General features: G+C 57.1%; 22 protein-coding genes. 11 read left to right on the top strand and 11 right to left on the bottom strand.

All coding sequences use genetic code 11. The features are described 5' to 3' along the window. Positions 1-292: 292 nt before the first annotated feature. Complete coding sequence (locus PYTT_RS00170) at positions 293-1,348, top strand: hypothetical protein (RefSeq protein WP_071133162.1); 1,056 nt, start codon at positions 293-295, stop codon at positions 1,346-1,348. 141 nt (positions 1,349-1,489) lie between these two features. Here the strand turns inward: PYTT_RS00170 and nadC are convergent, their stop codons facing one another. Genes nadC through PYTT_RS00155 form a run of 3 tightly spaced genes read right to left on the bottom strand, consistent with a single transcriptional unit; the run spans position 1,490 to position 4,306 of the window. Continuing rightward, positions 1,490-2,347 carry a carboxylating nicotinate-nucleotide diphosphorylase gene (gene nadC / locus PYTT_RS00165; protein ID WP_067772977.1) on the bottom strand — a complete coding sequence of 286 codons (858 nt, stop codon included), beginning with the start codon at positions 2,345-2,347 and terminating at the stop codon, positions 1,490-1,492. Between the two features lie 10 nt (positions 2,348-2,357). Continuing rightward, on the bottom strand, positions 2,358-3,242 hold the full coding sequence (locus PYTT_RS00160) for a polyprenyl synthetase family protein (RefSeq protein WP_067772986.1): 885 nt from the start codon (positions 3,240-3,242) through the stop codon (positions 2,358-2,360). A 56-nt stretch (positions 3,243-3,298) separates the two neighbouring features. Continuing rightward, positions 3,299-4,306, bottom strand: coding sequence for an aspartate-semialdehyde dehydrogenase (locus PYTT_RS00155; RefSeq protein ID WP_067772974.1), 1,008 nt, complete (start codon positions 4,304-4,306; stop codon positions 3,299-3,301). Positions 4,307-4,540: 234 nt separating this feature from the next. On the opposite strand from PYTT_RS00155, the gene PYTT_RS00150 reads away from it, so the two are divergent. The 4 genes from PYTT_RS00150 to PYTT_RS00135 all read left to right on the top strand — a co-directional run bounded on the left by PYTT_RS00150 (position 4,541) and on the right by PYTT_RS00135 (position 9,378). Beyond that, complete coding sequence (locus tag PYTT_RS00150) at positions 4,541-5,425, top strand: SDR family oxidoreductase (protein ID WP_071133161.1); 885 nt, start codon at positions 4,541-4,543, stop codon at positions 5,423-5,425. Beyond that, positions 5,422-6,714 carry a class I SAM-dependent rRNA methyltransferase gene (locus tag PYTT_RS00145; protein WP_067772968.1) on the top strand — a complete coding sequence of 431 codons (1,293 nt, stop codon included), beginning with the start codon at positions 5,422-5,424 and terminating at the stop codon, positions 6,712-6,714. Before PYTT_RS00150 ends, PYTT_RS00145 begins: the two co-directional genes overlap by 4 nt. A gap of 106 nt (positions 6,715-6,820) precedes the next feature. Beyond that, complete coding sequence (locus tag PYTT_RS13525; protein WP_067772965.1) at positions 6,821-8,377, top strand: lipopolysaccharide biosynthesis protein; 1,557 nt, start codon at positions 6,821-6,823, stop codon at positions 8,375-8,377. Continuing rightward, positions 8,347-9,378, top strand: coding sequence for a glycosyltransferase family A protein (locus PYTT_RS00135; protein WP_067772959.1), 1,032 nt, complete (start codon positions 8,347-8,349; stop codon positions 9,376-9,378). Before PYTT_RS13525 ends, PYTT_RS00135 begins: the two co-directional genes overlap by 31 nt. Positions 9,379-9,417: 39 nt before the next feature. On the opposite strand, the gene PYTT_RS00130 is transcribed toward PYTT_RS00135, so the two are convergent. The 5 genes from PYTT_RS00130 to PYTT_RS00110 all read right to left on the bottom strand — a co-directional run bounded on the left by PYTT_RS00130 (position 9,418) and on the right by PYTT_RS00110 (position 13,977). After that, positions 9,418-10,839, bottom strand: coding sequence for a hypothetical protein (locus PYTT_RS00130; RefSeq protein WP_067772956.1), 1,422 nt, complete (start codon positions 10,837-10,839; stop codon positions 9,418-9,420). Further along, positions 10,836-11,801 carry an ABC transporter ATP-binding protein gene (locus PYTT_RS00125; RefSeq protein ID WP_067772953.1) on the bottom strand — a complete coding sequence of 322 codons (966 nt, stop codon included), beginning with the start codon at positions 11,799-11,801 and terminating at the stop codon, positions 10,836-10,838. The genes PYTT_RS00130 and PYTT_RS00125 overlap by 4 nt, the downstream gene beginning before the upstream one ends. A gap of 39 nt (positions 11,802-11,840) precedes the next feature. Continuing rightward, positions 11,841-12,356 (bottom strand): hypothetical protein, encoded by a 516-nt coding sequence (locus PYTT_RS00120; protein ID WP_067772950.1) that lies wholly within the window; start codon positions 12,354-12,356, stop codon positions 11,841-11,843. 3 nt (positions 12,357-12,359) lie between these two features. Next, positions 12,360-12,851, bottom strand: a complete 492-nt coding sequence (gene nrdR / locus PYTT_RS00115) for a transcriptional regulator NrdR (RefSeq protein ID WP_067772947.1) — start codon at positions 12,849-12,851, stop codon at positions 12,360-12,362. A gap of 154 nt (positions 12,852-13,005) precedes the next feature. Beyond that, a complete protein-coding gene (locus tag PYTT_RS00110) occupies positions 13,006-13,977 on the bottom strand; it encodes a DNA polymerase III delta subunit-related protein (protein ID WP_172801726.1) in 972 nt (323 codons plus the stop codon). A gap of 86 nt (positions 13,978-14,063) precedes the next feature. Between PYTT_RS00110 and hisI the strand changes: the two genes are divergently transcribed. The 4 genes from hisI (at position 14,064) to rsmI (ending at position 16,827) form a co-directional block, all read left to right on the top strand. Then, positions 14,064-14,546 (top strand): phosphoribosyl-AMP cyclohydrolase, encoded by a 483-nt coding sequence (hisI, locus tag PYTT_RS00105; protein ID WP_067772941.1) that lies wholly within the window; start codon positions 14,064-14,066, stop codon positions 14,544-14,546. 75 nt (positions 14,547-14,621) lie between these two features. Then, positions 14,622-15,602 (top strand): tetratricopeptide repeat protein, encoded by a 981-nt coding sequence (locus PYTT_RS00100; protein WP_067772938.1) that lies wholly within the window; start codon positions 14,622-14,624, stop codon positions 15,600-15,602. Continuing rightward, positions 15,599-16,120, top strand: coding sequence for an LPS assembly lipoprotein LptE (gene lptE / locus PYTT_RS00095; protein WP_071133158.1), 522 nt, complete (start codon positions 15,599-15,601; stop codon positions 16,118-16,120). Before PYTT_RS00100 ends, lptE begins: the two co-directional genes overlap by 4 nt. 11 nt (positions 16,121-16,131) lie before the next feature. Beyond that, complete coding sequence (rsmI, locus tag PYTT_RS00090; protein ID WP_067772932.1) at positions 16,132-16,827, top strand: 16S rRNA (cytidine(1402)-2'-O)-methyltransferase; 696 nt, start codon at positions 16,132-16,134, stop codon at positions 16,825-16,827. A gap of 349 nt (positions 16,828-17,176) precedes the next feature. Here the strand turns inward: rsmI and PYTT_RS00085 are convergent, their stop codons facing one another. Continuing rightward, a complete protein-coding gene (locus tag PYTT_RS00085; protein ID WP_083385484.1) occupies positions 17,177-18,160 on the bottom strand; it encodes an SEL1-like repeat protein in 984 nt (327 codons plus the stop codon). Positions 18,161-18,752: 592 nt separating this feature from the next. Between PYTT_RS00085 and rpiB the strand changes: the two genes are divergently transcribed. Then, complete coding sequence (gene rpiB / locus PYTT_RS00080) at positions 18,753-20,438, top strand: ribose 5-phosphate isomerase B (RefSeq protein WP_067772920.1); 1,686 nt, start codon at positions 18,753-18,755, stop codon at positions 20,436-20,438. Between the two features lie 75 nt (positions 20,439-20,513). Next, complete coding sequence (locus PYTT_RS12825) at positions 20,514-21,122, top strand: TatD family hydrolase (protein ID WP_083076430.1); 609 nt, start codon at positions 20,514-20,516, stop codon at positions 21,120-21,122. A 10-nt stretch (positions 21,123-21,132) separates the two neighbouring features. On the opposite strand, the gene PYTT_RS00065 is transcribed toward PYTT_RS12825, so the two are convergent. Together PYTT_RS00065 and PYTT_RS00060 are read right to left on the bottom strand one after the other, a co-directional pair. Next, entirely contained in the window at positions 21,133-23,625 is a 2,493-nt protein-coding gene (locus tag PYTT_RS00065) for an ATP-binding cassette domain-containing protein (RefSeq protein ID WP_067772911.1), read from the bottom strand. Next, a complete protein-coding gene (locus PYTT_RS00060; RefSeq protein ID WP_067772908.1) occupies positions 23,622-24,281 on the bottom strand; it encodes a bactofilin family protein in 660 nt (219 codons plus the stop codon). The genes PYTT_RS00065 and PYTT_RS00060 overlap by 4 nt, the downstream gene beginning before the upstream one ends. Between the last annotated feature and the right edge of the window lie 19 nt (positions 24,282-24,300).

Below are 24,300 nucleotides of genomic sequence, written 5' to 3'. Positions count from 1 at the left end.
CCGACCGCAACCACGCAACGGCAGAGCCGGAGGGGAACAGCCCCCTCCGGCTCTCTTGCATACCGGAACACGGAAACGAGGGAAATCACCCTCTTCCTCCCATGTATGGCTCGCGGATTCCTTATCCGTCGTCAATATGAAAGTTTCGTAAAACGATATTTTTTTGTATTTTATCCTTCATCCATGTTTTTCCTTTTCGGGATCTTGCCCATGAGAAACAAAAGATATATATAGTAATGTTATAACGGATAAGGAATCCGGTAGGTTTATCCATCTTAATCATTTGTCTGTTATGAAATTTTTGTTTTATCCATCAATGATTTGCGTGTTGACGGCAGGATTGTGTTCCAGCGTGTCTGCGGTAGAAATCAAAACCGGCGATACAACGGCCTACCAGTCTACCGTACAGGATTATACGATCGAAGAAGGCGGCGCTCTTACGTTTTCTCAGACGCAGAATACGTCGTTCAACCAAATCTTTACCTTTGCTGCAGCATCTGCCGCTGTTCCTTCCGTGATCGGAGAGGATGTCGCCGTGATCGGTTGGAGCAATTCCGAGAATTCCGCATCCCGGACAGTGTCGTTTGCGAATGCGACGTTTGCGGGGCATGCCAATGTCCGTGTGGCGATCAAGAGTACCAGAGATACGACGGTCAATCTTCAAGGTGTTTCCGGCCAATCGTTTTCCGGTTCCGTTTCCGTGACGAACGGATGGAATGGTGGTGTTACCGTGCAGTATAGAGGGACTGGCATGTCTGCTGCGCAATATATTTTCGGTACTGCAGCCAAGGCGTACGATACTGCTTCGGCGAAGTACGGATGTACGCCCAATCTTGGTTTCAGTACATTGTCCATTACAGGCGATGCTTCTTTTGCGGGTATTACCGGCAGTACGAATCTTACCGGGAAGGAACGTTTGACGACATCGGGAACGGATCTTGTATTGACGCTTACCGGGGCTGAGTCTTATGTTTACGGCGGAGCCATGGGTGCTGCATCGGCATATCTGAATCTCTCCATGACGGGTGGGGGTACTCAGTCCTTTACGGGTTCGACTTTTCTTGGGGATATTCTTCTCGGAGGAGGCAGTTCGCTCATTCTTACGCAAAATGCGACCATTAACGGCAATATTACGATTGATCTTACCGGACTGTCCGCAGGTACGTATGAGTTTATTACGGGTAAGGATGTGACTCTTGCCGAGAGCAATCTGACCGGTCTTGGCGCGAATATGAGAGCCATTATCGACGGAGGGACAGTGACGCTGCAGATGGTGCCGGAACCGGCAAGTGCGGCTTTCGGTCTTGTTTCTCTGGCCGGATTGATGCTGCGCCGCCGCCGCAAATGATTCTTTTCTTCCGGGTTTTCTGGCAGTAAATAAGGCAACGGCCGCAGGTATTATGCTGCGGCCGTTTTCATTTTGAATGCTTGAAAGGATTATTCCGCAATGGCGGCGGGCCGTTGCGGGATGAGATGTGTTGAGCGGGGGTTATTTGTCTTCGATGGAGAAGTCGAGTCCGAGGTCGAGCGACGGCGCCGAGTGGGTGAGTACGCCAAAGGAGATGAAGTCCACGCCGGATTCGGCCGCGGCTGGTGCCGTTTCGAGGGTGATGCCGCCGCTGGCCTCGTAGAGGGGGAGCGAGCGTTGTCCGCGCATTTCGACGGCTTGTTTCATTTGCTCGGGACTCATGTTGTCAAGGAGGATGTGGTCGACTCCTTCAAGTTTGAGGAAGGCGGCTACCTGGTCGAGGTTGTCCGCTTCGAGCTGGACTTCAACACCGGGTTTTTCTTCCTTGAGTTTGCTGATGCAGGCTTGTAGGTGTTCGGTGTTGCCGTCGGTCATGAGGTGGTTGTCCTTGACCATGGCGCGGTCGTAGAGGCCGAGGCGGTGGTTGGTGCCGCCTCCGTGTGTGACGGCGGCCTTTTCGAGGAGCCGGTAACCGGGGGTGGTTTTGCGGGTGTCGAGCAGTCGGGTGCTGGTGTGGCTGATGGCTTTGACGTATCGGCGCGTGAGGGTGGCGATGCCGGAGAGTCGCTGGATGAAGTTGAGGGCGGTGCGTTCGGCTCCGAGGATGGAGCGGGCATTGCCTTCGATGAGCATGACGATGGCCCCGGGGCCGACGATGGCTCCATCGTTGAGGTAGATTTCGATGTGAAGGTTCGGATCGACGGTGCGAAATACCTGTGCGGCGACTTCGACGCCGGAGAGTACGCCTTTGCTGCGCGGGGTGAGGACGGCACGGGCCTTGAGATCGGCAGGGACGAAGTATTCGGAGGTGACGTCGCCCGTGCCGAAGTCTTCCTTCAGGGCGAGGTCGATCAGTTCTGAAATGTTGTTGCTAACCATGTCGGTAGGGTCAATAATTGCGGTTGAGTAGATAGTCGTTGAGTGCAAGCAGGCGTGTGCGCTGCTGTTCGGGGAAGATGTCGAGAGCTTTGCAGGCTGCTACGGTGAGGTCGCGGGCTTCCTGCCGGGCATGGTCGATGCCGACGAGGGCGGGGTAGGTGGCTTTGCCTGCCTGTTCGTCTTTGCCGATGGATTTGCCGAGGGTTTCGGGGGTGGAGGTGATGTCCAGAATGTCGTCGATGATCTGGAAGGCGAGGCCGAGGTTTTGCCCGTAGGCGGTGAGGGCGGCGAGTTGTTCGGAGGCAGCGGCGGCACTCATGGCTCCGAGGCGGATGGCTGCGGTGAGGAGGGCGGATGTTTTGCCGTTGTGGATGGCACGTAGTTCTTCGATGGTGAGCTGGCGGCCTTCGCCTTCGAGGTCGAGTACCTGGCCTCCGATGAGTTGGCGGCTGCCGGTGGCTTCGGCCAGTTCGCGTACATAGTCCGCTACGCTGTAGCTTGCATTTTCCGGAAGGCGGGCGAGCATGGCGAAGGCTTCCGTGAGGAGGGCGTCGCCTGCGAGGACGGCGATGCCTTCGCCGAAGACTTTGTGGTTGGTCGGTTTGCCACGGCGCAGGTCGTCGTTGTCCATGCAGGGGAGGTCGTCATGGATCAGGGTGTAGGTGTGCAGGGTTTCGACGGCACAGGCGGCAGGCATCGCCGTGGCGGCATTTCCTCCGCAGGCTTCGGCCGCCGCGATGCAGAGGACGGGGCGGATGCGTTTGCCTCCGGCGAAGATGCTGTAGCGCATCGCCTGATGGATGGTGGCGGGGGATGCGGTGTCCGGCGGCAGCATGCTGTCGAGCGCCTGGTCGACTTGCTCCGCCGTGGCGGCGATGTATTCTCGGATGGTCATGATGAAAAGAGCGTGCAGCCGCCGGAGCAGCCACACGCATCAGGTTTTTCGTTTTGTTATCTGGAGGCGAGCAGTTCGGCGATCTGCACGGCGTTGAGGGCAGCCCCCTTGCGTACCTGGTCGCCGACGACCCAGAGGTTGAGGGCGTTGTCGACGGCGAGGTCGCGGCGCATGCGGCCGACGTAGCAGGTGTCGCCGTTGGTGCTGTCGAGCGGGGTCGGCCATGTGCGGGTGGCGGGATCGTCCATCAGGGCGATGCCGGGTTTGCCGTCGAATGCCTTGCGGGCAAGTTCGAGGTCGACGGGTTTGTAGAACTGGGCGACGACGGAGATGGAGTGCGAACGGTATACGGGGACGCGGACGCAGGTGCAGGTGACGTTGAGTTCCGGAAGGCTCATGATTTTGCGCCCTTCGTTGAGCATTTTGAGTTCTTCCTTGGTGTAGCCGTTATCCGCAAAGTTGTCGATCTGCGGGATGAGGTTGAAGGCGATTTGCTTGGGATAGACTTTGCTTTCGACCGGGTGGCCGTCGACGATGGCGCGTACCTGGCCTTCGAGTTCGGCGATGCCTTGCTGTCCGCTGCCGGAGACGGCCTGATAGCTGGAGGCGATGACGGTTTTGAGTCCGAACTGGAGGTGGAGGGGGTAGAGGGCCATCAGGGTGATGATGGTGGTGCAGTTCGGGTTCGCAATGATGTTGCGCGGATGGTCGAAGGCGGCTTCCGGGTTGATTTCAGGGACGACGAGCGGTACGTCCGGGTCCTGACGGAAGGCCGAGGAGTTGTCCACGACGACGCAGCCAGCAGCAGCGGCGATGGGTGCGAACTGGCGGGAGATGTCGCCGCCGGCGCTGAAGAGGGCGAGATCCACTCCGGCAAAGGATTCCGGCGTGAGTTCTTCGACGGTGAGTGTCTGACCGCGGAAGGCGACCTGTTTACCGGCTGAACGTTTGGATGCCAGGAGTTTCAGGGAAGCCAGAGGGAAGTTTCTGGTTTCCAGGCAGGAGAGAATTTCGACGCCCACCGCACCGGTGGCTCCGACAATGGCTACGTTCATGTTTTTCATGTTTGGATGGATCTACTGCCCGGGCAAGGGCAGTGCGCGGGAAGTATAGGTAAAAACAACGGAATTGCAAGGATAAAGTGTGGATTCCGAGAGCCGGAAATGGCTTGTATTTCCGGAGCGATACGCGGTGTTTGGGCTGGCGGACGGCGGGGATTCGGTTTATACTGCTTCTCTGCACAAGCAGTGCCGCCGATGCGTGATATATGCGGCAGCAGGAAAGAAGCGAGAATCGACATGAAAAAGGTATTGATATTCGGGGCGGCTGGGCGTGTGGGAAGCAGGGCCGTGCAAGGGTTTCTTGAAGGCGGTTGGGAGGTGTCGTCCTGTGTTCGCGGCGAGGTCGATTTGGCTGATGGAGACGCAGTGGAGCGGCGCGTAGCGGAAGATTCCGCAGAGGCTGTGGTGAATTGTGCAGCAATCAGCAGTCTGGAAGCATGTGTGGATGATCCGTTGGCTGCCCATTTGGTGAATGCGGTGGCTCCGGCGATGATGGCCCGTGCCTGTGCCCGGGAGGGAAAGAGGTTCATTCATCTGAGTACGGACTACGTGCTGGATGGCAGGCGGCCGGGGTTGAAGGGGGAGGATGCTGGCTGCAAGCCGGTTTGCGTGTACGGCGAGAGCAAGCGGGAGGGAGAGCTGCAGGTGCTGGAGGAGTATCCCGATGCGGTTGTGGTGCGGGTGTCCTGGGTTTGCGGTCATCCCGGCAAGCCCGGTTTTGCGGAGGCCGTCGCCCGGAAGGCTTTGGCTGGCGAGCCTTTGACTGCGGTGGCGGACAAGTTTTCACTGCCGACGGATGTTGATGATGTTGTGCGTATTCTGTTGGCGATGTGTGAGCGGCAGGTGGATGGCGGTGTGTGGCATGTATGCAGTTCCGGCGAACCGATGTCCTGGTATGGTTATGCGTCCGTCGTGCTGGAGGTTCTGGCGGAGATGGGGTTTCCCGAAGGAAAAAGCGTGATTGTTGAACAAAAGCTGGACGAAATGCTTTCTTTCCGCGATACTCGACCGCGTCACACGGCGATGGGGAATGAACGTCTTCTGCAGCTCGGCATACGGATGCCCGATGCACGCGAAGCAATCCGCCATGCCGTGCTGCGCTACGTCCATTCCCGATCATGAGAGAATTTCACAAGCCACGCTATCAAGACCGCCCGTTCCGTCCGAAACCATCCGGCAATCGCCCGGTACAGCCTGTGAGCCGCATGCGCCGGGAAGATGCTCCCGAGGGCAGCGAAGAATGGACGGCTCCCTGGGTGCAGTTGAAGTATTTTTCGTATAATCCGGCCATTTTCCCCCGCATGCTGGGCGCGGTGAGTCCGGATGCCCGGGACGGCCAGTTGATCAATGTGTACGATAAGAATGGCGAGTTGTTCGGCGGCGGGTTCTGGAACGAGAAGAGCCGCACTCCTCTGCGCGTGCTGGCCCATGGCCGCGATGTGCTGACCGAGAAGGCGCTGGATGATGCGATCCGCAAAGCGGTGGCGTGGAGGCGCGATGTATGCCGCCTCGACGAGGTGACGAATGCCTACCGTGTGCTGCATGGGGATTCGGACGGTATCGGCGGGCTGATCGTGGACAGATATAACGATGTGTTGAGCCTCGAAGTGTCGACTCTCGGCGCGTGGCTGAGGCTTGACCGTTGGCTGCCCCTGCTGCATGAACTGTGCGGTACGAGCCGCCATGTGGTGCAGGTGGATGAATCCATTGCCCGCATGGAGGGTATTGATACGCGGCAGGCTCCTTCGAGTGATCCCGTGCGGCTGGTACGCATTCATGAGAATGGCGTTCAATTCGAAGTGGATTTCGCTCAGGGACACAAGACGGGCTTTTTCTGCGATCAGCGCGATAATCGGTTGAAGCTTTCGCAGCTTGTGCAGGGTAAGACTGTTCTCGATTTGTGTTGCTACAGCGGAGGCTTTTCCATTCTGGCCAAGAAGTTGGGAGGAGCTGCCGAGGTGACGGCAGTGGATCTCGACGAGAAGGCGATCGCGATGGCGAAGCGCAATGCCAATATCAATGGGCAGCAGCGTATCGATTTCGTGCATGCGGATGCCTTCGTGTATGCCCGCCAGATGGTGAGGAACGGCCGCTTGTTCGATGTGGTGCTGCTGGATCCTCCCAAGTTCGTACAGGGCAGGGATGAGGCCTACGAAGAGGGTATCAAGAAGTATCATGACCTGAATATGCTGGGATTGCAGTGCGTGCGCCCCGGTGGGTTGTTCGTGACGTGTTCCTGCTCCGGTCTGGTTTCGCCCGGAGAATTCGAGAAGACGGTGATCAAGGCCGCGCAGCGGCTGGGTCGCCGGTTGCAGATTGTGCAGATGTCCGGCCCCGGCTGGGACCATCCCTTCCTGAGTACCTATCCTGAGGGCCGTTATTTGAAGGTTCTTTGGGCACGGGTGCTGTGAACGCGGTTGTTTTCCATGTTCAGGTGAAGTCAATCGCCTGAACGGCAGCAAATCTTCGGGAATAAATCTTGCATTTTTTCCGGTCTGTTTGTATGTTTCCGTGCGCATGGCAGGAACCCGGACACAACAGTACGCCAAAAATTTTACGGCGACGCTGATCAGTTTCGTTGGGACGGCCATTTATTCGATCGTCTGGCGCAAGATGTTCATCTCCATGCTGGGGGTGGAATATCTCGGCATCGGAAGTCTTCTCGGCAATGTGCTCGGCATGTTGTCGCTGACGGAACTGGGTATCGGGACGAGTATCGTGTTCAGCCTGTACAAGCCGATTGCCGAAGGCAATCAGGCGAAAATGCATACGCTGATCTGGCTGTACCGGAAGATTTATGCATGGCTGGGGCTGGTCGTGTTCGTTTTGGGCATGATTCTGATGCCCTTTCTTCCGGATATCGCTAAGGGTTCGGAGAATATCGAGCATGTGTACTGGATTTATTTCATTACGCTTTCCTCGACGGTCGTTTCCTATTATTTTTCGTACAATTCGACGCTTTTTTCGGCCACGCAGAGGGAATATGTGCTGACGTATTTCGCGCAGATCTTCAAGTTCGTCAATCTCGGCGTCGCCGTAGCCGTGCTGCTTGTTTTTCAAAATTATCTGGCATTGTGCATTGCCGGCTTCGTGGTGGCGCTTGGAGATCGCATCATGGTCTATTTTCTGGCACGCCGAAATTGGCCGTGGTTGAGCACCAGACCGCAGGAGAAACTGAGCGAGCCGGAGAAGCGGGAGATCGTCAAGAATGTGAAGGCCATGTTCTTCCACAAGATCGGCGATTACTGCATCAACGGCACCAGCAGCCTGATCATCGGCGCGTTCGTGAATATTACCGCCGTCGGCATGTTCACCAATTACCTGACGCTGTTGAATGCCATTAAACCCGTGGCGACGGCCTGTTTCGGCAATATGACAGCGGGTATCGGCAATCTGGTGGCCACATCGTCCCGGGAACGCGTGTATGAAGTGTTTCAAGAGATCAATTTCCTGTCCTGCGCTGTTTTCGGTTTGGTTTCTATGGGGTTCTGCGTTTGTGCCAACAATATAATCTCTGTATGGCTCGGCTCCGAGTATATTCTGGATTTTACGGTCGTGGCTCTGATTGCGACAGATTTGTATCTGTACGGTATGAGGCAGGCACCTTTCCTGTTCCGCAATGGTGCCGGGCTGTTCTACAACGACCGATTTTCTCCGTTGATTCAGGCTGTGACCAATCTTGTGGTCGGTTTGGTCATGGTGCAGTACTGGGGAATGGCCGGGGTCTTTTTCGGTACGGTGGTGAGCGGGCTGGTGGCACCGTGCTGGATACGTCCGTTCGTGTTGTATCGGGATTATTTCGGTTTGCCGTTCCGTCGGTATGTTGGCAAGTATCTGCTTTATGCGGTTACAACGGGTGTGCCTGTTGTTGGCGCTATTTACATTTTTGATTATGTGCTTTGTTTGCCCCTTGATGCCAGCTCGCTGATGATACGAATGTCAGGATGCGTGGTTTTGTTTGTTGTCTGTTTGTCTATGGTTTCGATTTTCTTGCCGGAAAGAAAACTCTTGACCGTGCGTTTGTCCCATGTTATGTCCCGTGTATGGAAGCGGTTCTTGAAGAAGGGCTCGTAAGCTTGATTTCGCCATGTTATAACGTGGCGAAATATTTGCCGCGTTTTTTCGATTCTCTCTTGCAGCAAACATATGATCGGTTGCATGTTATTTTGATCGACGATGGGTCGACTGACGAAACATGGGATGTGATCGAACGGTATGTTCCTTTATTGAAAGCCAGAGGATATGAGGTCGATACGATAAGGCAGTCCAATCAGGGGCAATCAGTAGCGTTGCAGGTAGGCCTGCAGTATGTGAAAGGAGAGTTTTTCTCATGGCCGGATCCGGACGATTTTCTGTTTCCCGATTCGATTTCCCGGCGTGTTGCCATTTTGCGTTCGCAGCCGGACGATGTGGCTTTAGTGCGCTGCAATGCCGTTTGCATACGAGAGGAAGATGATGCAGAAATCGGATATTATATGCCCGCTGGTCAGGACGTGTATGTTTATGATCGATTTTTTCGGGATGTTTTGTTAAGGAAAACTTTTTTGGGAGCCATGTGTTGTCTTGCAAAAACAAGGAGTTTTTTGGATATCAACCCTGCCCGGGAAATATATACGAGAAAGGATGCAGGCCAGAACTGGCAATTGCTGTTGCCTTTGGGCTATCATTTTCGTACCGTTGAAACATCGGAAGTGTTATGTGGTTATCTGGTGCGTTCCACAAGCCATTCCCAGAAGATGCAATCCTACGAACAGCGTATTGCTTATGAAAACATGTGCGATACCGTGGTGCTAGAAACTTTGTTCCGCATGGGGTTGGCTGGCAGTAAATGGGAAAGGCAGGCGCATGCCCTTTCTGTGCTGCACTGCTATCGCATTGCGTGCCGTTGCCAACGCCCCCAAATGGCGGAGGAGTACCTTCGGGAACTTAAAACATTGGGATTCTCGGCGAGATGTGTTGCAAGGCTGTACTCCTTATGTGCACAGTTGGGCAAATCGCATTGGAATGAGAATCCTCAATCATATTTGAATCGAGGATTATCGTGGTTGGGTATTGCCTGTTTGCCTCCTTATTAATGTATCAATGACAGTCTGCTGCGGGGTCAGATAGAAAGCCTATTTTCTGGTGCGTGTACATGCTGCCTGAATGCACAGGATGATGAATGCGATGGCTGTACTGACAAGCTGCGTGAGGAAATAGGATCCCATCAGGCATGTTTTCTGTTCGACGATGGAATGGAACCAAGTGAAGAGGGTGCCGCTCAGGCAGAGACCGGGGATCAAGGCCACGATGGGAGAGTCGTTTTGGAGGTCCGGGATCGATGTCAGTATCGGCGTGAAAACGAGGGCAATGGCCATGAGGATGAACGCATAAACGACCGGACCATGGTTCTGCAGCCAGCGGCGCATCGGATTGAGGATGATGAGGGGTACCGTGATGGTGTACAGAATGGAGAAGACGGTGAGGAGGATGCCGCCAAACTGAATGGACGGATTATCGACTGCTCCGAAGGTGAGGGCGCCCAGGATGTTTTGTGAATCAGACTGGATGTAGAATGTGCCGTACAGGAGTCCGGCGTGCAGGACCAGCAAGACGATACCCCAGAAGTAGGCGGGTGCCCATCCGGGCAGGCTCAGGAAGGACGGGCGGATGCGCAGAGGATGTTTGGAGAGGTTTTCCTTGTGGCTGAGGAGGGTTTGGCTGGGCAGGGTCATGTCCAGCCAGACCGCGAAGAGGCAATACACGCTGCTGAAGATGAATTGCTGCACAGCGTCGAAGGTTGGGGTCAGGACGGTGATGGCCGTGATACCCCAGACGATGAAGCTCAACTGGCGCAGAGGTAGAGCACAGTTTTCGGACGGTGAGGCATAGAAACGCCGGGCAAGCGTGAGGAAGAGCAGGATGATGCAGACCGTATCCGCTGCCGAGACGAGGAGGAGCGGTACGGTTGTCTGGAGTGTTTCCTTATCCCATATTTTCAGCCCTTCGTAGAGTACGTCGGCCATGAGGCTGAAGAAGCCGAGGGCGCTCATAAAGTACATGATGCCCGCAATGATGCCGATGACCCGGTAGAAGAACGGCATGCCGGCCAAAAACATCTGAGCGGAGGTCAGAATGATGGAGGCGGCATTGATAATCAACAGGTGGATGAAAAAGAGCCAGAAGGGCTGTTCGTAGTGGAACGATGCGAATACAATGAACGGGAGCAGGAGGAGGTTGACCAGTCCCATTTGCACTGCCACGGAGAGCCATTTGCCGACAATGATCCGCCATGAGGTTTGCCCGGTGAGGATCAGGAAATTGGTGGCGTGCTGGCCGATGTCCTGTTTGACGGATTTGTAGGCGACGATGGTCAACAGGAAGAGTATGATGGAGGTGATCAGCCAGAATGAATGGTCGTTTTCAGAGCAAAGAGTGATGGCGAGCAGACATGGGATGAGGCCTGCGGTGATGAGTGCGCTTGACGAGCGCAGGCTCTGGCGCAGGTCTTTGACGAGCGCGGGGAGGAAATAGTCGGGGAAGTCGAGTTTGTTCATGCTTGGGAGGGGATGGGGGGGAGGTTGCCGGAGAGGATGGAGACGAAGGCTTCTTCGAGGTTGCGGCGGCGCGGGGTGAATTCGAGGATGGGCAGGGCGAGGCAGAGTTCCCTGAGTTCGCGGCTGAGCGCTTCATCAGAATCCAGCGAACAGACGGCGGATGCGCCTTGCGGCAGGGGCGTGATGTTGTTCCAGCCTTCGCGGTTTTTGAGCCACTCGACAAGAAGTTGAGGATCTCCGATGCAGCGGATAAGAATTTCCGTTACTGCCGAGGCGGTTTGCAGAAGGTCTTCCTGTGTGCCGGAGCGGATGATTTTGCCGTTGTCCATGAAGATCAGGTCGCTGCACATTTCCGAGAGTTCGGAGAGGATGTGCGAGCTGATCAGGATGGTTTTGCCTTGATTGGCGAGGTCGTGGATGTGCTGTTTGAATTCGAGCCGGGCTTTAGGGTCGAGTCCTGCGGCAGGTTCGTCGAGGATGAGAAGTTCGGGGTCGCCGACGAGCATGCGGGCAAGGCCTAGTTTCTGCTTCTGCCCTTTGGAGAGTTTGTCGATGAAGCGGTCGGCCAGGTCGGGGATTCCCGTGAATTCCATGAGCCGGGCGACCGTTTCCCGCCGTGTGTGGCCTTTCAATCCGTAGGCGCGGGCGAAGAAGTCGAGGTAGTCGCGGACTGTGGTGTTGCTGTAGACGTTGAAGTCGTCCGGCATCCAGCCGATGCGGTGGCGGATGAGTTCCGGATGCAGGACGGCATCGGCTCCGAGGATGCTGATGCTGCCTGTTGTAGGCTGGTCGAGGGTGGCCAGCATGCGCATCAGGGTCGTTTTGCCTGCGCCGTTGGCTCCGATGAGGCCGATGACCTGTCCGGTTTGCAGGGTGAATGAGACGGTGTCTACGGCATGAAGAGTGCCGAATAGACGGCACAGGTCGCGGACTTCGACAATGGGTGGCGATGTTTGGTTCATGGGGTAAAAGAGAAGGGAAAAAGCGGCACCTTTTCCGGGTCAGGCGGAAGCTTCCTGTTCAAGGAAGGAGTCGAGCTCTTCGAGAAGAGCCTGGGCTTTGCGGTTCCACCGCTTGCCGCCTTCCATGGCAAGGACGCATTGCTTTTTTCCGGAGAAGTTGTAGGTGTTCAAGCCGAGGCTTTTCAAGTGGTCGAGTTCGGTTTTGAGGGCAGTGAAGAAGAAGAGGGGCATGGGGGCGCGGGAGGCCATGTGGTCCAGCGGTATTTCCACGGGGGGAGTCTGCTCCCGCAGGTGGCGGGCCAGCGGCGTGAGGCCGACGTTTTCGAGCATCAGGCGGATGCGGCGGAAGAGGTAGTCGATGGGCAGGGAGTTGAGGGGGCAAGCCGTTTCCAGATAGAGCATGATCGCGTTGACGATTTCTTCACGGAAGGGGAGGGGCACTCCGGCGCGGTCCGCGGCTTCCTGCAGGATGCCGTCGAACCAGTCGCGGTCGTAATCCGAGAACACGCAGTGGCCGGATTGCAGGACGGGGCGATGGTTCTTGAGGGCGATCATGGGCTAGTCGATGGGAAGTTTGCGCTGCAGAGGGTCGTTGAGGGTGTGGTGCTCCATTTTGCGGATGAGTTCGATGAATTCTTCGACGTTCTGGAACTGGCGGTAAACGGAGACGTAGCGGATGTACGCAACGGGGTCGATGCCGTACAGTTTTTCGATGACTTTTTTCCCGATGATGCTGGAGGGGATTTCCCTCTGGTGGTCGCGGTGCAGTTCGGCGATGATTTCGTCGGCTGCATTGTCGAGCTGGTCCATGGAAACGGGCCGTTTTTCACAGGCCTTGATCATGCCGCGCAGGATTTTTTCACGGTTCAGCGCTTCGCGGAGGTGGTCACGCTTGACGACGCGCAGTTCGGTGCGCTCGATGTGCTCATAGGTGGTGTATCGGTAGCCGCAACGCAGGCATTCCCGGCGGCGGCGGATGGATGTGCCCTCCTTGGACATCCGGGAGTCGATGACCTTGTCCTCATAGTAGCCGCATTGAACGCAACGCATGGATTCATGCTACCACAAGGGATGGTAGTGTCAAGGGGAAAACTATGCCAAATGTGGCTTGCTGGCGCATTTTTGCCGTAAAGTTGCCGGGCGATGAACAGCAAGGAGTTGCGTTTTTTCCGTATGAGCCGCGTGGCAGGGCGGCAGCATGGATTCAGAGTGCGCCGAATGCCTGAAGCAGGCGGTTATCCATGGCGAGAGCTTCATGGATGTTGAAGTTCAGGTCTTCCCGGAGGGCGTCGATGGCGCTGGAACGTTTCAGCAATTCCGGAGAGGATGTGCGTGTCGCCAGCTTTTCGATTTCGGGGCAAAGGGGCGCCACATGTTCGCCGTGGGCGGCGAGGAGAATGGCCTGGCCGATGCAGAGGGAGAGCAGGTCGAGCATCTGGGCGCGTTCGGCCAGATATTCTGTTTCGATGAGCGCCGTGGTCGTGTCCTTTTGCTGGGCTTCCCAGTCGCGCGTGTCCGTGCCCTGGGAGATGGCTTTGGCTTCTTCCTTGACGGCGGCATTGATGCGTTTGGAGATTTCTTCCCTGCGCTCGGCCAGCAGTTGCAGGAAATCGCTGCGGAGCGCAAGGGCGGAGATGTCCTTGCCCATGCCCGCAAGGGCTCGGGCGCAGGCAGGAAGGAAGGCCTGTTGCACCGGAGTGAGGCGTATGCCCGAATCCTTGTCCCTCAAGTCCATGCGGATGCAGCGGGACAGGATGGTGGAAAGGAGCTGGGAGGGCTGTTCCGTGACGAGGATGATGAGGGTCTGGGGCGGAGGCTCTTCGAGAGTTTTCAGGAAGGCGTTGGCCGCCTGTTCGTTGATGCGGTCCGCTTCGAGGATGATGACGATTTTCGTCTGCCCTTCAGCGGCGCGGAGCTGGAGGAATGGCTCGATGGTTCGGATGTCCTCGATCAGGATGCGGCGCGATTTGGAACTGGGGCGGACGATGCGGCAAAGCGGGTGGTGCAGGGCATCGAGGGAGTCGGCGCGGCAGCCGTTCAGCAGGGTGGCGGCGTACAGGGCAAGCTCGCATGTGCCGGCGGACGGTGCGCCTGCCAACAGGAGGGCATGAGGCATCCGGTTGTTGTCCCGCGCCGTGCGGATGAGCGCCTGCGCCTGCTGGAGAGAAAATGCCATGTCTCGCACATTATGCCATTTCCGTGCGTCAGGGCAACAGAAAAGAATGGCTTTCACATGGAAAATCGTGTACATTGCGTGCAGCTATGCAAGACCAGTCCAACAAGAAACAGATTGTATTCAGCCCCCGCGGCAGCTATTCGGATCTTGAAAAGAAGCTCCTTTTCGCGCCGAAATTCGACGCCAACGGTCTGATTCCCGCCCTTGCCATGGATTACCGCACGCGCGAGCCGCTGATGCTTGCCTATATGAATGAGGAATCCCTTAAAATGACGCTCGAACTTGGCGAAGCCGTCTATTACTCTCGCAGCCGCCAGGAAATCTGGCACAAGGGTGCGACGAGTGGCCATATTCAGAAGGTACACCAGATTCTGACGGATTGCGATCAGGATGCCATCATTCTGCTGGTCGATCAGATCGGAGCCGGAGCCTGCCACACGGGGCACCACTCCTGCTTCTACCGTTCCGTACCTTTCGGCGATGCGGTGAAGGATGGAGAACCCGTCGTCCTCGAGCAGGCGGACGCAGGCACATGCTTCGATCCCGACGCCGTGTACGGCAAACATTGAGATAGCTCCTCTCTGCGGCATTTTGGACTTTCTTCTTGAAGGCGTCCTTTGCCGCATGGTATATTTCCGGCGAACATGAAAGTGCATGCTATCCTTCTTGGTTGCGGTCTTGCCGTATGCGGCCTGACGCATTGTGCGAGCGAAGGGCCTCCCCCTGCCGGTTCCATTCGTCTCGTCGATCCCGTCGCCGTCGCCTACAATAATAAGGCCAAGGCTGCCGAAAGCCGGAAAGACTGGAAAGGCGCGATCAAGCAATACAAGTATCTGATCGAACGCTGCCCTCTGGCGCAGGAAACTCCGGCAGCCAGATTCCGCCTCGGACAGCTCTACGAGATGACCAACGATCCGATTGCGGCGTTCGAAGCCTATCAGAAGCTTGTGGAGAAGCATCACGGCAGCGAGCTGTACAAGGCGGCTCTCGACCGCCAGCTCGCCATTGCCCTGGCAGCGGCCAACGGAGCTTTGAAAAACAAGGTTTTCTGGCTTTGGGATGTGAATATGGACCCTGCCATCGTCATCAAATGGCTGAACTCCATCCGCGATAATGCCCCATACAATGAACTGGCCGCCATGACGACCTATGTGCTGGGCAAGTACCTGATCGACAGGGACCGCCCGGACGAAGCCCGCATGGCTTATCAGAAACTGGTGGAGAATTATCCGCAGAGCAAGTATGCGCCCGAGGCTCAGCTGATGGTCGCCCGCATCTGGTCCGACTCGCATACGAAGGGCAACCAGAATCAGGTGAACCTCGCCAATGCGCAGGAAGCCTACGAAGAATTCTGCCTGCGGTTCCCCGATCATCCCGATGCGAAAAAGGCGCGCGAAGGCGTGAGCAGCATGCGCAGCCTGCTTGTGCGCCAGCAGCTGGATGTGGGCGAGTACTATCTGACCCGCGCCAAGGATATGAATGCAGCCGTATTCTGTTTTGAGGACGTGATCCGCAACGAAGCCCAGAACCCCGAAGCCGCCGCGAAGGCCCGCAAGCATCTGGCGGCCATACGCGGCCATGCCGCGAAGCAGGGCAACGCCACCGCCAAAGCCGACAAACAATGAAGCGCACGAAGCGAACCTTCTTTCTTGCCCTCTCCGGCATGCTGCTGCTCGGCACGCTGCCGGGATGCGGGTACCATATCGGGGGCCTGAAGCCGAAGGCTCTGGCTTCGATGAAGACCTTCAATGTGGTCATGATGGAAAACCGCTCTCTGGAACCGCAGGCGGGCGTACTCATGACTTCGGCCCTCACCGACGTGCTTCAGCGTGACGGCACCTATGAAATCGCCACACGCAATGCGGGCGATTTCCGCATCGAAGGTTGCGTGACTGGAATCTCATTCCGGCAGGAACGCTCCAGCTATACGGACTCCTACCTGAGTACGGAAATCGGCTTGCAGCTCTTCGTCACCTATAATGTATACAGCAACAAGACGGGCAAACTGCTGACCTCCGGTTCGACGACGGCGACATCCACCTTCTTCAACTCCGGCAATGTGCAGACGGCCCGCACCAACGCGTTGTCGTATGCCGTCCGCCGTGCTGCGGAAAATATTGCGGACCGTCTCACGAACGGTTGACGCCTCCGGCCATGATTACCTATCCCGTCAGCTTCGTCTCTCTACCCATCGGCAACCGCGACGATATTACGCGCCGCGCCTTGCAGGTGCTGGGCGAGGTCGATGTCATCGCCTGTGAAGATACGCGCCATACGGGACTGCTGCTTTCTCATTACGAGATTTCCAAACCCCTGCTCAGCATGCACGAACACAATGAGAACGTGCGTGCGCCGGAAATCGCCGCCCGGGCTCTGGCGGGAGAAACCTTCGCCGTGGTCACGGATGCGGGCATGCCCGGCGTGAGCGATCCGGGTTACAGGCTGATTCAGGAACTCAAGGCGCGGGAAGTCCCATTCACCGTTCTGCCCGGACCTTCCGCCGTCATGACGGCGCTTGTCGGCTCCGGCCTTCCGAGCGATGCGTTCTTCTTCGGCGGCTTTTTGCCCGTCAAATCGGGCCGCAGAGCCGCCATGCTGCAAAAGGCATTGGAAGCTTCCCATACCGGCATTTTCTACGAATCTCCGTTCCGCATCGTCAAAACGGTGCAGGCTCTGGCGGAAATCGACCCCGAAGCCCCCATCTGCGTAGCGCGGGAACTGACCAAGGTTTTTGAAACATACCATCGCGGCAAGGCGTCCGACTTGCTGGAAGAATTCAAGGCCAAGCCGCCGAAGGGTGAAATCGTTCTTCTGGTCGGCGGCACCAATGCTCCACGTCAAAACGGATAACGGATTTCATTCCTGACCGGGATAGCCCATCTGATTGTGACCGAAGCTTTGTCTTCGTCGCATGGTTTACTGCTCTTTGGTGATGCACCCGTACCCGGCAAACGCCGCCCCGTCCACGGAAACGGCCTTATCCGACACGCCTTATTGCATGAAAAATCTTTTAAAAGCGTTATTCTTTGTTATCCGAATGCGTCGATTATGTAGGCCATAAAAGGCAGCACGGCAGAGGCGGGAATGCTTGTATCCCCGCCTCTGCCTGCTTTTTTGAGTGATAGACGCTGAATCGCACCAATAAAAACGCCGGAGGCGTTTAAGCCTCCGGCGTGGATGGATTATTTTATCATAGCCGTTACTTGCCTTCGATTAGGCTTCCCGGTTTTACTTTGGCGGGTTTCCCGGTAAGTACGGATTCCATGGCATCACGGGCATCCGTATTGCCAGCCTCTGCGGATTTTTGCCACCATTCCATGGCTTTCCCTAGGTCCATGGGTTCTCCCCCCTTTCCATAGTAGCAATAGACGCCCATCATATATTGGGATGCGTCTTCGCCTTGCTGAGCGGCCTTGATGAACCATTCTCGAGCTTTGACAGCATCTTGCTGTACGCCAATGCCTCTCTCATAACATGCTCCTACATTGTATTGTCCCATGGAATGTCCTTGTTGGGCTGCTTTCATATACCACTCAAAGGCCTTCTCAGGATTTACGGACACTCCCTTGCCCGTGTGATAGCGATAACCTATGCTATTCTGTGCGTCAGAGTTTCCTTTGAGTGCAGCTTTCATGTACCATTCAAAGGCTCTTTCTAGGTTCTGGGTGTTGTCAATATCACTGTCATAAAGTCGGCCAAGGAGATATTGAGCAGCTGCATTATCTTGTCGAGCTGCTTTGGACGCCCATTCAAAAGCCTGAATATGATCTTTTGAGGTACCGTCTCCGTTAAAATAATAAGCAGCAAGATTGTATTGCGCTTTACCATGCCCTTGTAGAGCGGCTTTCATAGTTAAGTCAAAAGCACGATGATAATCTCGTGGCAACAACTTACCTTGATGATAACACCCGCCTAATATACATTGAGCATCAGCATACCCTTGATCTACCGCCTTATGAAGCAATTCTACTGCCCTTTGATAATCCTTGGGAACTCCCTCTCCTTTCCCATAACGAAGCGCCAAGGCGACTTGCGCTTTGGGATCACCCTGTTCCGCCTGTGTAATCAAAATGGTAAGAGAAGTGTTTTGTTCATGGGAGGCGGGGGGAGCTTTTATTTCCGAAGCATAATTTGTATGCGCCAGAAGAAAAAAGGCCATACTGTAGTATATTATTGTTTTCATGTTGCTGTGGTGTAAAGAACTATATCTTTAGAATAAACCTTTATAACCTGCTCCGTATATCGGTGCGCGCGAGGCATGTCGTTGAGGGATTGCGGGTTCGTCGGTTGCGTGGGGAGAATAAGGGGAGGGGATCATAAAACCGATTGTTGTTTTCTCTATACAGACAAATTAGTGTTTTGTCAATTTCTGTTTTATATTGTATGGCGAATAGAAGAAGAAATAACAGCAGAAGTGTTTTGTTTCAGTTATTTTTACTTTTTGTAAAATGTGGTCTTTGTTCCCTAACTGGTGGGGTAGTATTCGCGACATACTTGGTTTTGCGGAGGAGAATTTTTTATCTTTTTTCTAAAACAACCCCTGATAATATTTTTTCGTCACAAGACATTGGTACGTGTAGAGATATGTGTTGAAACGGTGAAAACCCTCTCGCCATCGCCGTATGAGACGATCTCCCCTTTTCTCATCATCGCCATGCGGAGGCGGTATTCATGATGAATATGAAGGAAATCTCCTGTTTGTATGAATGACTTGGGGCTTGATGTCGGCGGTGGTGTCCTGTATAGTGGGCGGGCATTCAGTGCATGCTCACACCATGAACCAGAAATTACGTATCTCTGTAGGCTCCGATCACGCCGGGGTGGATTTGAAGGAAGTCATCGTCGATCAGCTTCAGGAATGGGGCTATGAGGTGGATGATGTCGGTACCTACAGCAAATCGTCCTGCGATTATTCCGATTATGCAAATGCCGTTTCCCGCAAGGTGGTGGACGGTGTGAGCGATCGCGGCATTCTGATCTGCCGCTCGGGTATCGGTATGAGCATTGCCGCCAACCGCTGGGTCGGCATCCGTGCCGCTCTCTGCCGCACGGCTGTTCCGGCTATTCTTTCCCGCAATCACAACAATTCCAATGTGCTTTGCCTTGCTGCCGGGTTCGTGAATTCCGACGATGTGCCTGAAATTCTCGAATCCTGGCTCGAAGCCGAGTATGAAGGCGGCCGCCATGAGCAGCGTTTGCTGAAGGGCGCAGGCAGCGCTCTCGCCGTGAGCGATCCCGATCTCGCCAAGCTGATTCAGGAAGAGCAGGATCGCCAGAATAACAATATCGAGCTGATCGCTTCCGAGAATTTTGCATCCCGTGCCGTGCGCGAAGCCCAAGGTTCGGTGCTGACGAACAAGTATGCGGAAGGTTATCCCGGCAAGCGCTGGTACGGCGGTTGCGAAGTCGTGGACCAGGTGGAACAGCTTGCGATCGACCGTGCGAAGGTGCTGTTCGGCGGCGATCACGTGAATGTGCAGCCGCATTCCGGCTCTCAGGCCAATATGGCCGTTTACTTCTCGGTGCTGAAGCCCGGCGATACGATTCTGACGATGGATCTTTCCCATGGCGGCCATTTGACGCACGGCCATTTCGCCAATTTCTCCGGCAAGCTGTACAATGTGGTTCATTACGGCGTGTCGCAGGAAACGGAGACGATCGATTACGACGCTCTGGAAAAGATGGCGATGGAAGTGAAGCCCCAGATGATTACGGCCGGTGCGAGCGCCTACTCCCGTACGATCGATTTCGAGCGCATGGGCAAGATCGCCAAGGCTTGCGGCGCGTATCTTTTCGTGGACATGGCCCATATCGCCGGGCTTGTGGCGGCGGGCGTGCATCCGTCCCCCATTCCTCATGCCGATTTCGTTTCGACGACGACGCACAAATCCCTGCGCGGCCCGCGCGGCGGCATGGTGTTCTGCAAGGAAGAGTTTGCGAAGAAGCTCGACGCCACCGTGTTCCCGGGTACGCAGGGCGGTCCGCTGATGCATGTGATCGCTGCGAAGGCGGCTTGCTTCGGCGAAGCGTTGAAACCTTCGTTCAAGGAATACCAGACGCAGGTGGTGCGCAATTCGGCGGCCATGGCGAAGAAGCTCGCCGATCTCGGTTTCCGTATCGTTTCCGGCGGTTCGGACAATCACGTGTTCATGGTGGACCTTCGCAACAAGGGTATCAACGGTGCGGAAGCACAGGTGGCTCTGGACAAGGTGGGTATCACGGTGAATAAGAATTCGATTCCCTTTGACACGGGTTCTCCGATGAAGCCGTCGGGCATCCGCATCGGGACGCCTGCCGTGACGACCCGCGGCATGAAGGAAGAAGATGTGGAGCAGGTAGCGGAGTTCATCTCCCGCACGCTGGCGATTTTTGTCGCCCAGCAGATTCATTCCGACCCTTCGGCCTACGACGCGCTGCGTGAAGAAGTGACGGCGTTCAACCGCGCCTTCCCGATGCCGTAAGCGCTGGAAGGTTGTTCCGGTATTTTTTCAAGGCTCCGCAAGTGTTTTGCGGAGCCTTTTTCCTGAAAGGCTGCCATGTTGTTCGATGCCCATACGCATGTCGATTCCGGTATTCCGGGGAATCTCTGCGCCGTGCGCCGGGAGGATTGGGATCGCGTGCTGGAAACTTGCGGCATGGTGCCGTTTCTCGGCGTGCATCCGTGGTATGCCGCCGGGGTGGATGCCGAGCGTTTGCGGAAGGATCTGGAAGGGTATCTGGAAATGTTTCCCCGGGCGCAGGTGGGGGAATGCGGGCTGGATGCTTCGCCGAAGTTCCGGGGTTCTCTTCCGGAGCAGGTACAGGTGCTGGATGTGCAGCTCGATGCGGCGTTTCGATATGGCCGGAGCGTGCATTTGCACGGCTCTCAGGCATGGGGAAGGCTGATCGATATGCTGCGTGAGCGCGGGCGACGCAAGGCGCTTCCTCCGTTTTTGCTGCATGCGTGGAACGGTTCGCCGGAGCTGGCGAAGGAGGCGGTGAAGCTGGGCGGGCGGTTTTCCGTCGGTGTGCGGGAGCTGGGATCGCCGAAGGCGGCGGAGAGGTTGCGCTGTATTCCGCAGGAGTTGCTGGCGGCGGAGAGCGATGATGAGCCTGCCTCTTTGCCTGAGGCGGTGCGGCTGCTGCAGGAGCTGGCGGCGAGGTGAGCCGGGCCGGTCAGGATTCCGGCATGCTGCCGAGCCATGCAGCGATGCCTTGTTCTCCCCGGGCAATGAGTTCCGCCGGAGTGCCCTGGGCGACGATGGTTCCGCCGTCTGCACCGGCGCCGGGGCCGAGGTCGATCAGGTAATCGGCGGCTTTGAGGATGCCGGTGTGGTGTTCGATGCACAGGATGCTGTGCCCGGCTTGACGAAGGGAATGGAGAGCTTGCAGCAGGAGCGCCGTTTCGTGGAAGTGGAGTCCCGTGCTGGGCTCGTCGAGGATGAAGAGGATGTGTTCGCCTGTGCCAAGGCGTTTTCCGGATTTCGGGGAGGCTTTGGCAAGGTGGGTGGCGAGCTTGATGCGCTGGGCTTCGCCGCCGGAGAGCGTGGTGGCCGAGCGGTCGAGAGTGAGGTAGCCGAGGCCGATGTCATGAAGGCATTGCAGGATGTTGCGTGCTGCCGGGATGGGGCGGAAGAATTCGAGGGCTTCGGCGACGCTGAGGGCGAGGACCTGAGCGATGGATTTGCCGCGCCATGTGACTTCGAGGGTTTCCCGGTTGTAGCGTTGGCCGTGGCAGGCATCGCATTCCGCATACACGTCTGCCAGAAAGTGCATGTCCACTTCCAGCAGGCCGGTGCCGCCGCAGCGTTCGCAACGGCCTCCGCGCGTGTTGGTGGAGAAGCGGGCTGCGGTGTAGCCCCGTTGCTTGGAGAGAGGCAGGGAGGCGTAGAGAGGGCGGAGGACATCCAGCAGCCCTGTGGCGGTGGCCGGAGTGGAGCGCGGCGAGAGGCCGAGCGGCTGCTGGTCGATGACGATGGTGCGGGTGATGGTGGAGCCGTTTTCAAGGTTGCCTTCACGGATGGCGGGGATGAGGCAGTCTTCGATGAGGGTCGATTTGCCGGAGCCGGAGGGGCCGGAGAGGCAGCAGAGGGCGCCGAGCGGGAAGGTGAAGTCGATGTGGCGGAGGTTGTGCGCATGGGCATCGCGAAGGGTGGCCCATGTGCAGGATGCGAGATCGAGAGGTTGCCCGGCGGGCAGGGTTTTGCGGCCGGAGAGCCACGCGCCGCTGGGTGAGGAGGGATCTTGCAGAATGTGTGCGTAGCTGCCCTGTGCCAGTACGGCGCCGCCTTCGGGGCCGGAGCCCGGCCCCATTTCGACGATGTGGTCGGCGATGGCGAGGAGCTGGGGATCGTGTTCGACGACAAGGATGGTGTTGCCTTTGTCGCGGAGTTGCTGCAGGGCGGAGATGAGTTTTTCCGTGTCCTGCGGGTGGAGTCCGATGGTGGGTTCGTCGAGGATGTAGAGGACGCCCGAGAGTCCGCCGCCGAGTTGTCCCGCGAGCCGGGCACGCTGGATTTCTCCGCCGGAGAGGGTGGAGACGGGGCGTGCGAGGCTGAGGTAGCCGAGGCCGAGCGATTGGAGGCAGTGGAGGCGTTTGGAGAGTTCGTCGATGATTTGCCGGGCGGGAGCGGAGAGGGCTTCGGGAATGGCGGCCTGCGGAAGAAGGGCGATGTTGTCGTCGATGGTGAGGGCGCAGAAGGCTGGCAGGTTCAGGATGCGGGCGGCGAAGTCGATGGTGACGGCACGGGCGGTGGCATTGAGCCGGTAGCCGCCGCATGCGGGGCAGAGGGTTTCTTTACCGTTCTGCTGGATGGTGCCGCTTCCCTGGCATTCGGGGCATGCTCCTGCGGGCGAGTGGTAGGAGAAGCTTTTCGGGGAGAGGTCGGGCAGGGTGAATCCGGTTTCGTTGTTGCGGTAGCGCGTGTAGTAGGTGCGGGTTTCTTCAGCGGCTCCGGGTTCCTGAACGATGGCTCGTACCTCGTCGGGAGAGATGCGGAGGGCGGTCTGCAGGGAGTCTGCCAGCCGCGAGAGGATGCCGGGGCGCACGACGATGCGGTCGATGACGAGTTCGGCATTCGCGGTGTCCGTGCCGGGGGCGATGTCTTCCAGATCGAGGATTTCTCCGCGAAGCCGGATGCGAAGGTAGCCTTGCTTGCGGAAGTCGAGAATGTCGGATTCGAGGTCGCTGCCGAAGCCGGGAGGAAGGGGTGCAAGCAGGGTGAGCCGCGTGCCTTCTGGCAGGGCGTCGAGCTGGCCGGATATTTCGTCCGGGCTGAGTTTGGTAAGCTGTGCGCCTGTATCCGGGTCATGCGGTACGCCGATGGCGGCATAGAGGATGCGGAGGTAGTCGAGGGTTTCCGTGAGTGTGCCGAGGAGGGTGCGGGTGTGTCCGGCAGGGATGTTCTGCTCAAGGCAGAGGGCGGGCGGAAGGCCTGTGATGGAGTCGAAGGCGGGTTTTTCGGGCTGGGCGAGGAGCTGGCGCGCACGCGGGGCGAGGCAGTCGAGAAAGCGGCGGCGCGATTCGGCGAAGAGAGTTTCGAAGGCGAGGGTGGATTTGCCCGATCCGGACGGCCCCATGAGAGCGATGATTTTGCCGGAGGGCAGGTCGAGGTCGAGATGCCGGAGATAGTTCTGGGCGGCTCCGCGGATCTGGATGTCGGGGGTCATGCTGTGGTTTGTTGCGGAGGCAGGAATCTTTGGCCGCGGTGGATGCCTCCTTCGTCGATGACGAGTTCGGCGGCGGCGACGTCCCCCAGCAGCCGGCCTCCCCGCGCGATGGTGACGCGGCCCATGGCCTGAATGGTACCCATGAGGGTGCCCTGGATGAGGGCGTCCTGAACGCGCGCTCCCTTGCGCAGGGTGACGGAGCCGCGCCGCTCGATGTGCAGGGTGTGGGCGGTGATCCATCCGGCTACGGATGTTTCACTGGAGATGCTCATGGTGCCCGTGCAGTGGAAGGAGCCGGAGCCTTTGCCCTGCATGGCGAGCTTATGGCAGCAGATGTTCAGGTGGTTGATGTTGACGTCGGATCGGATGAGGACGTCTCCCTGCGTGCGGATGCGCCTTTTGGAGGAGCCGGGGAAGATGGTGACGTCCCCGAGGTTGATGTAGGCGTGGCAGTAGCAGCATTTGGCGGAGAGCGCCGCCAAGGGGACTTCCGATGAGCGCCTGCATTCGTAGCAGACGACGGCACGCGTGGGGATGTGTGGGGGCCGGGCAGGCCGCTCGCGTATTTTTTCCTTGTCGCGCTGAATCCGCAATTCTTCTTCCGACAGTATGCCGGACAAAGTTTCGGTGATGCGCGGCTTGGGATGGAAGTTCACGGCGGGTGGCAAGGCAGGT

Origin of the sequence: Neoakkermansia glycaniphila (genome assembly GCF_900097105.1) — a bacterium.
Classification (GTDB): Bacteria; Verrucomicrobiota; Verrucomicrobiia; order Verrucomicrobiales; family Akkermansiaceae; genus Akkermansia; species Akkermansia glycaniphila.
This window is presented reverse-complemented; position numbering and strand designations above follow the sequence as displayed.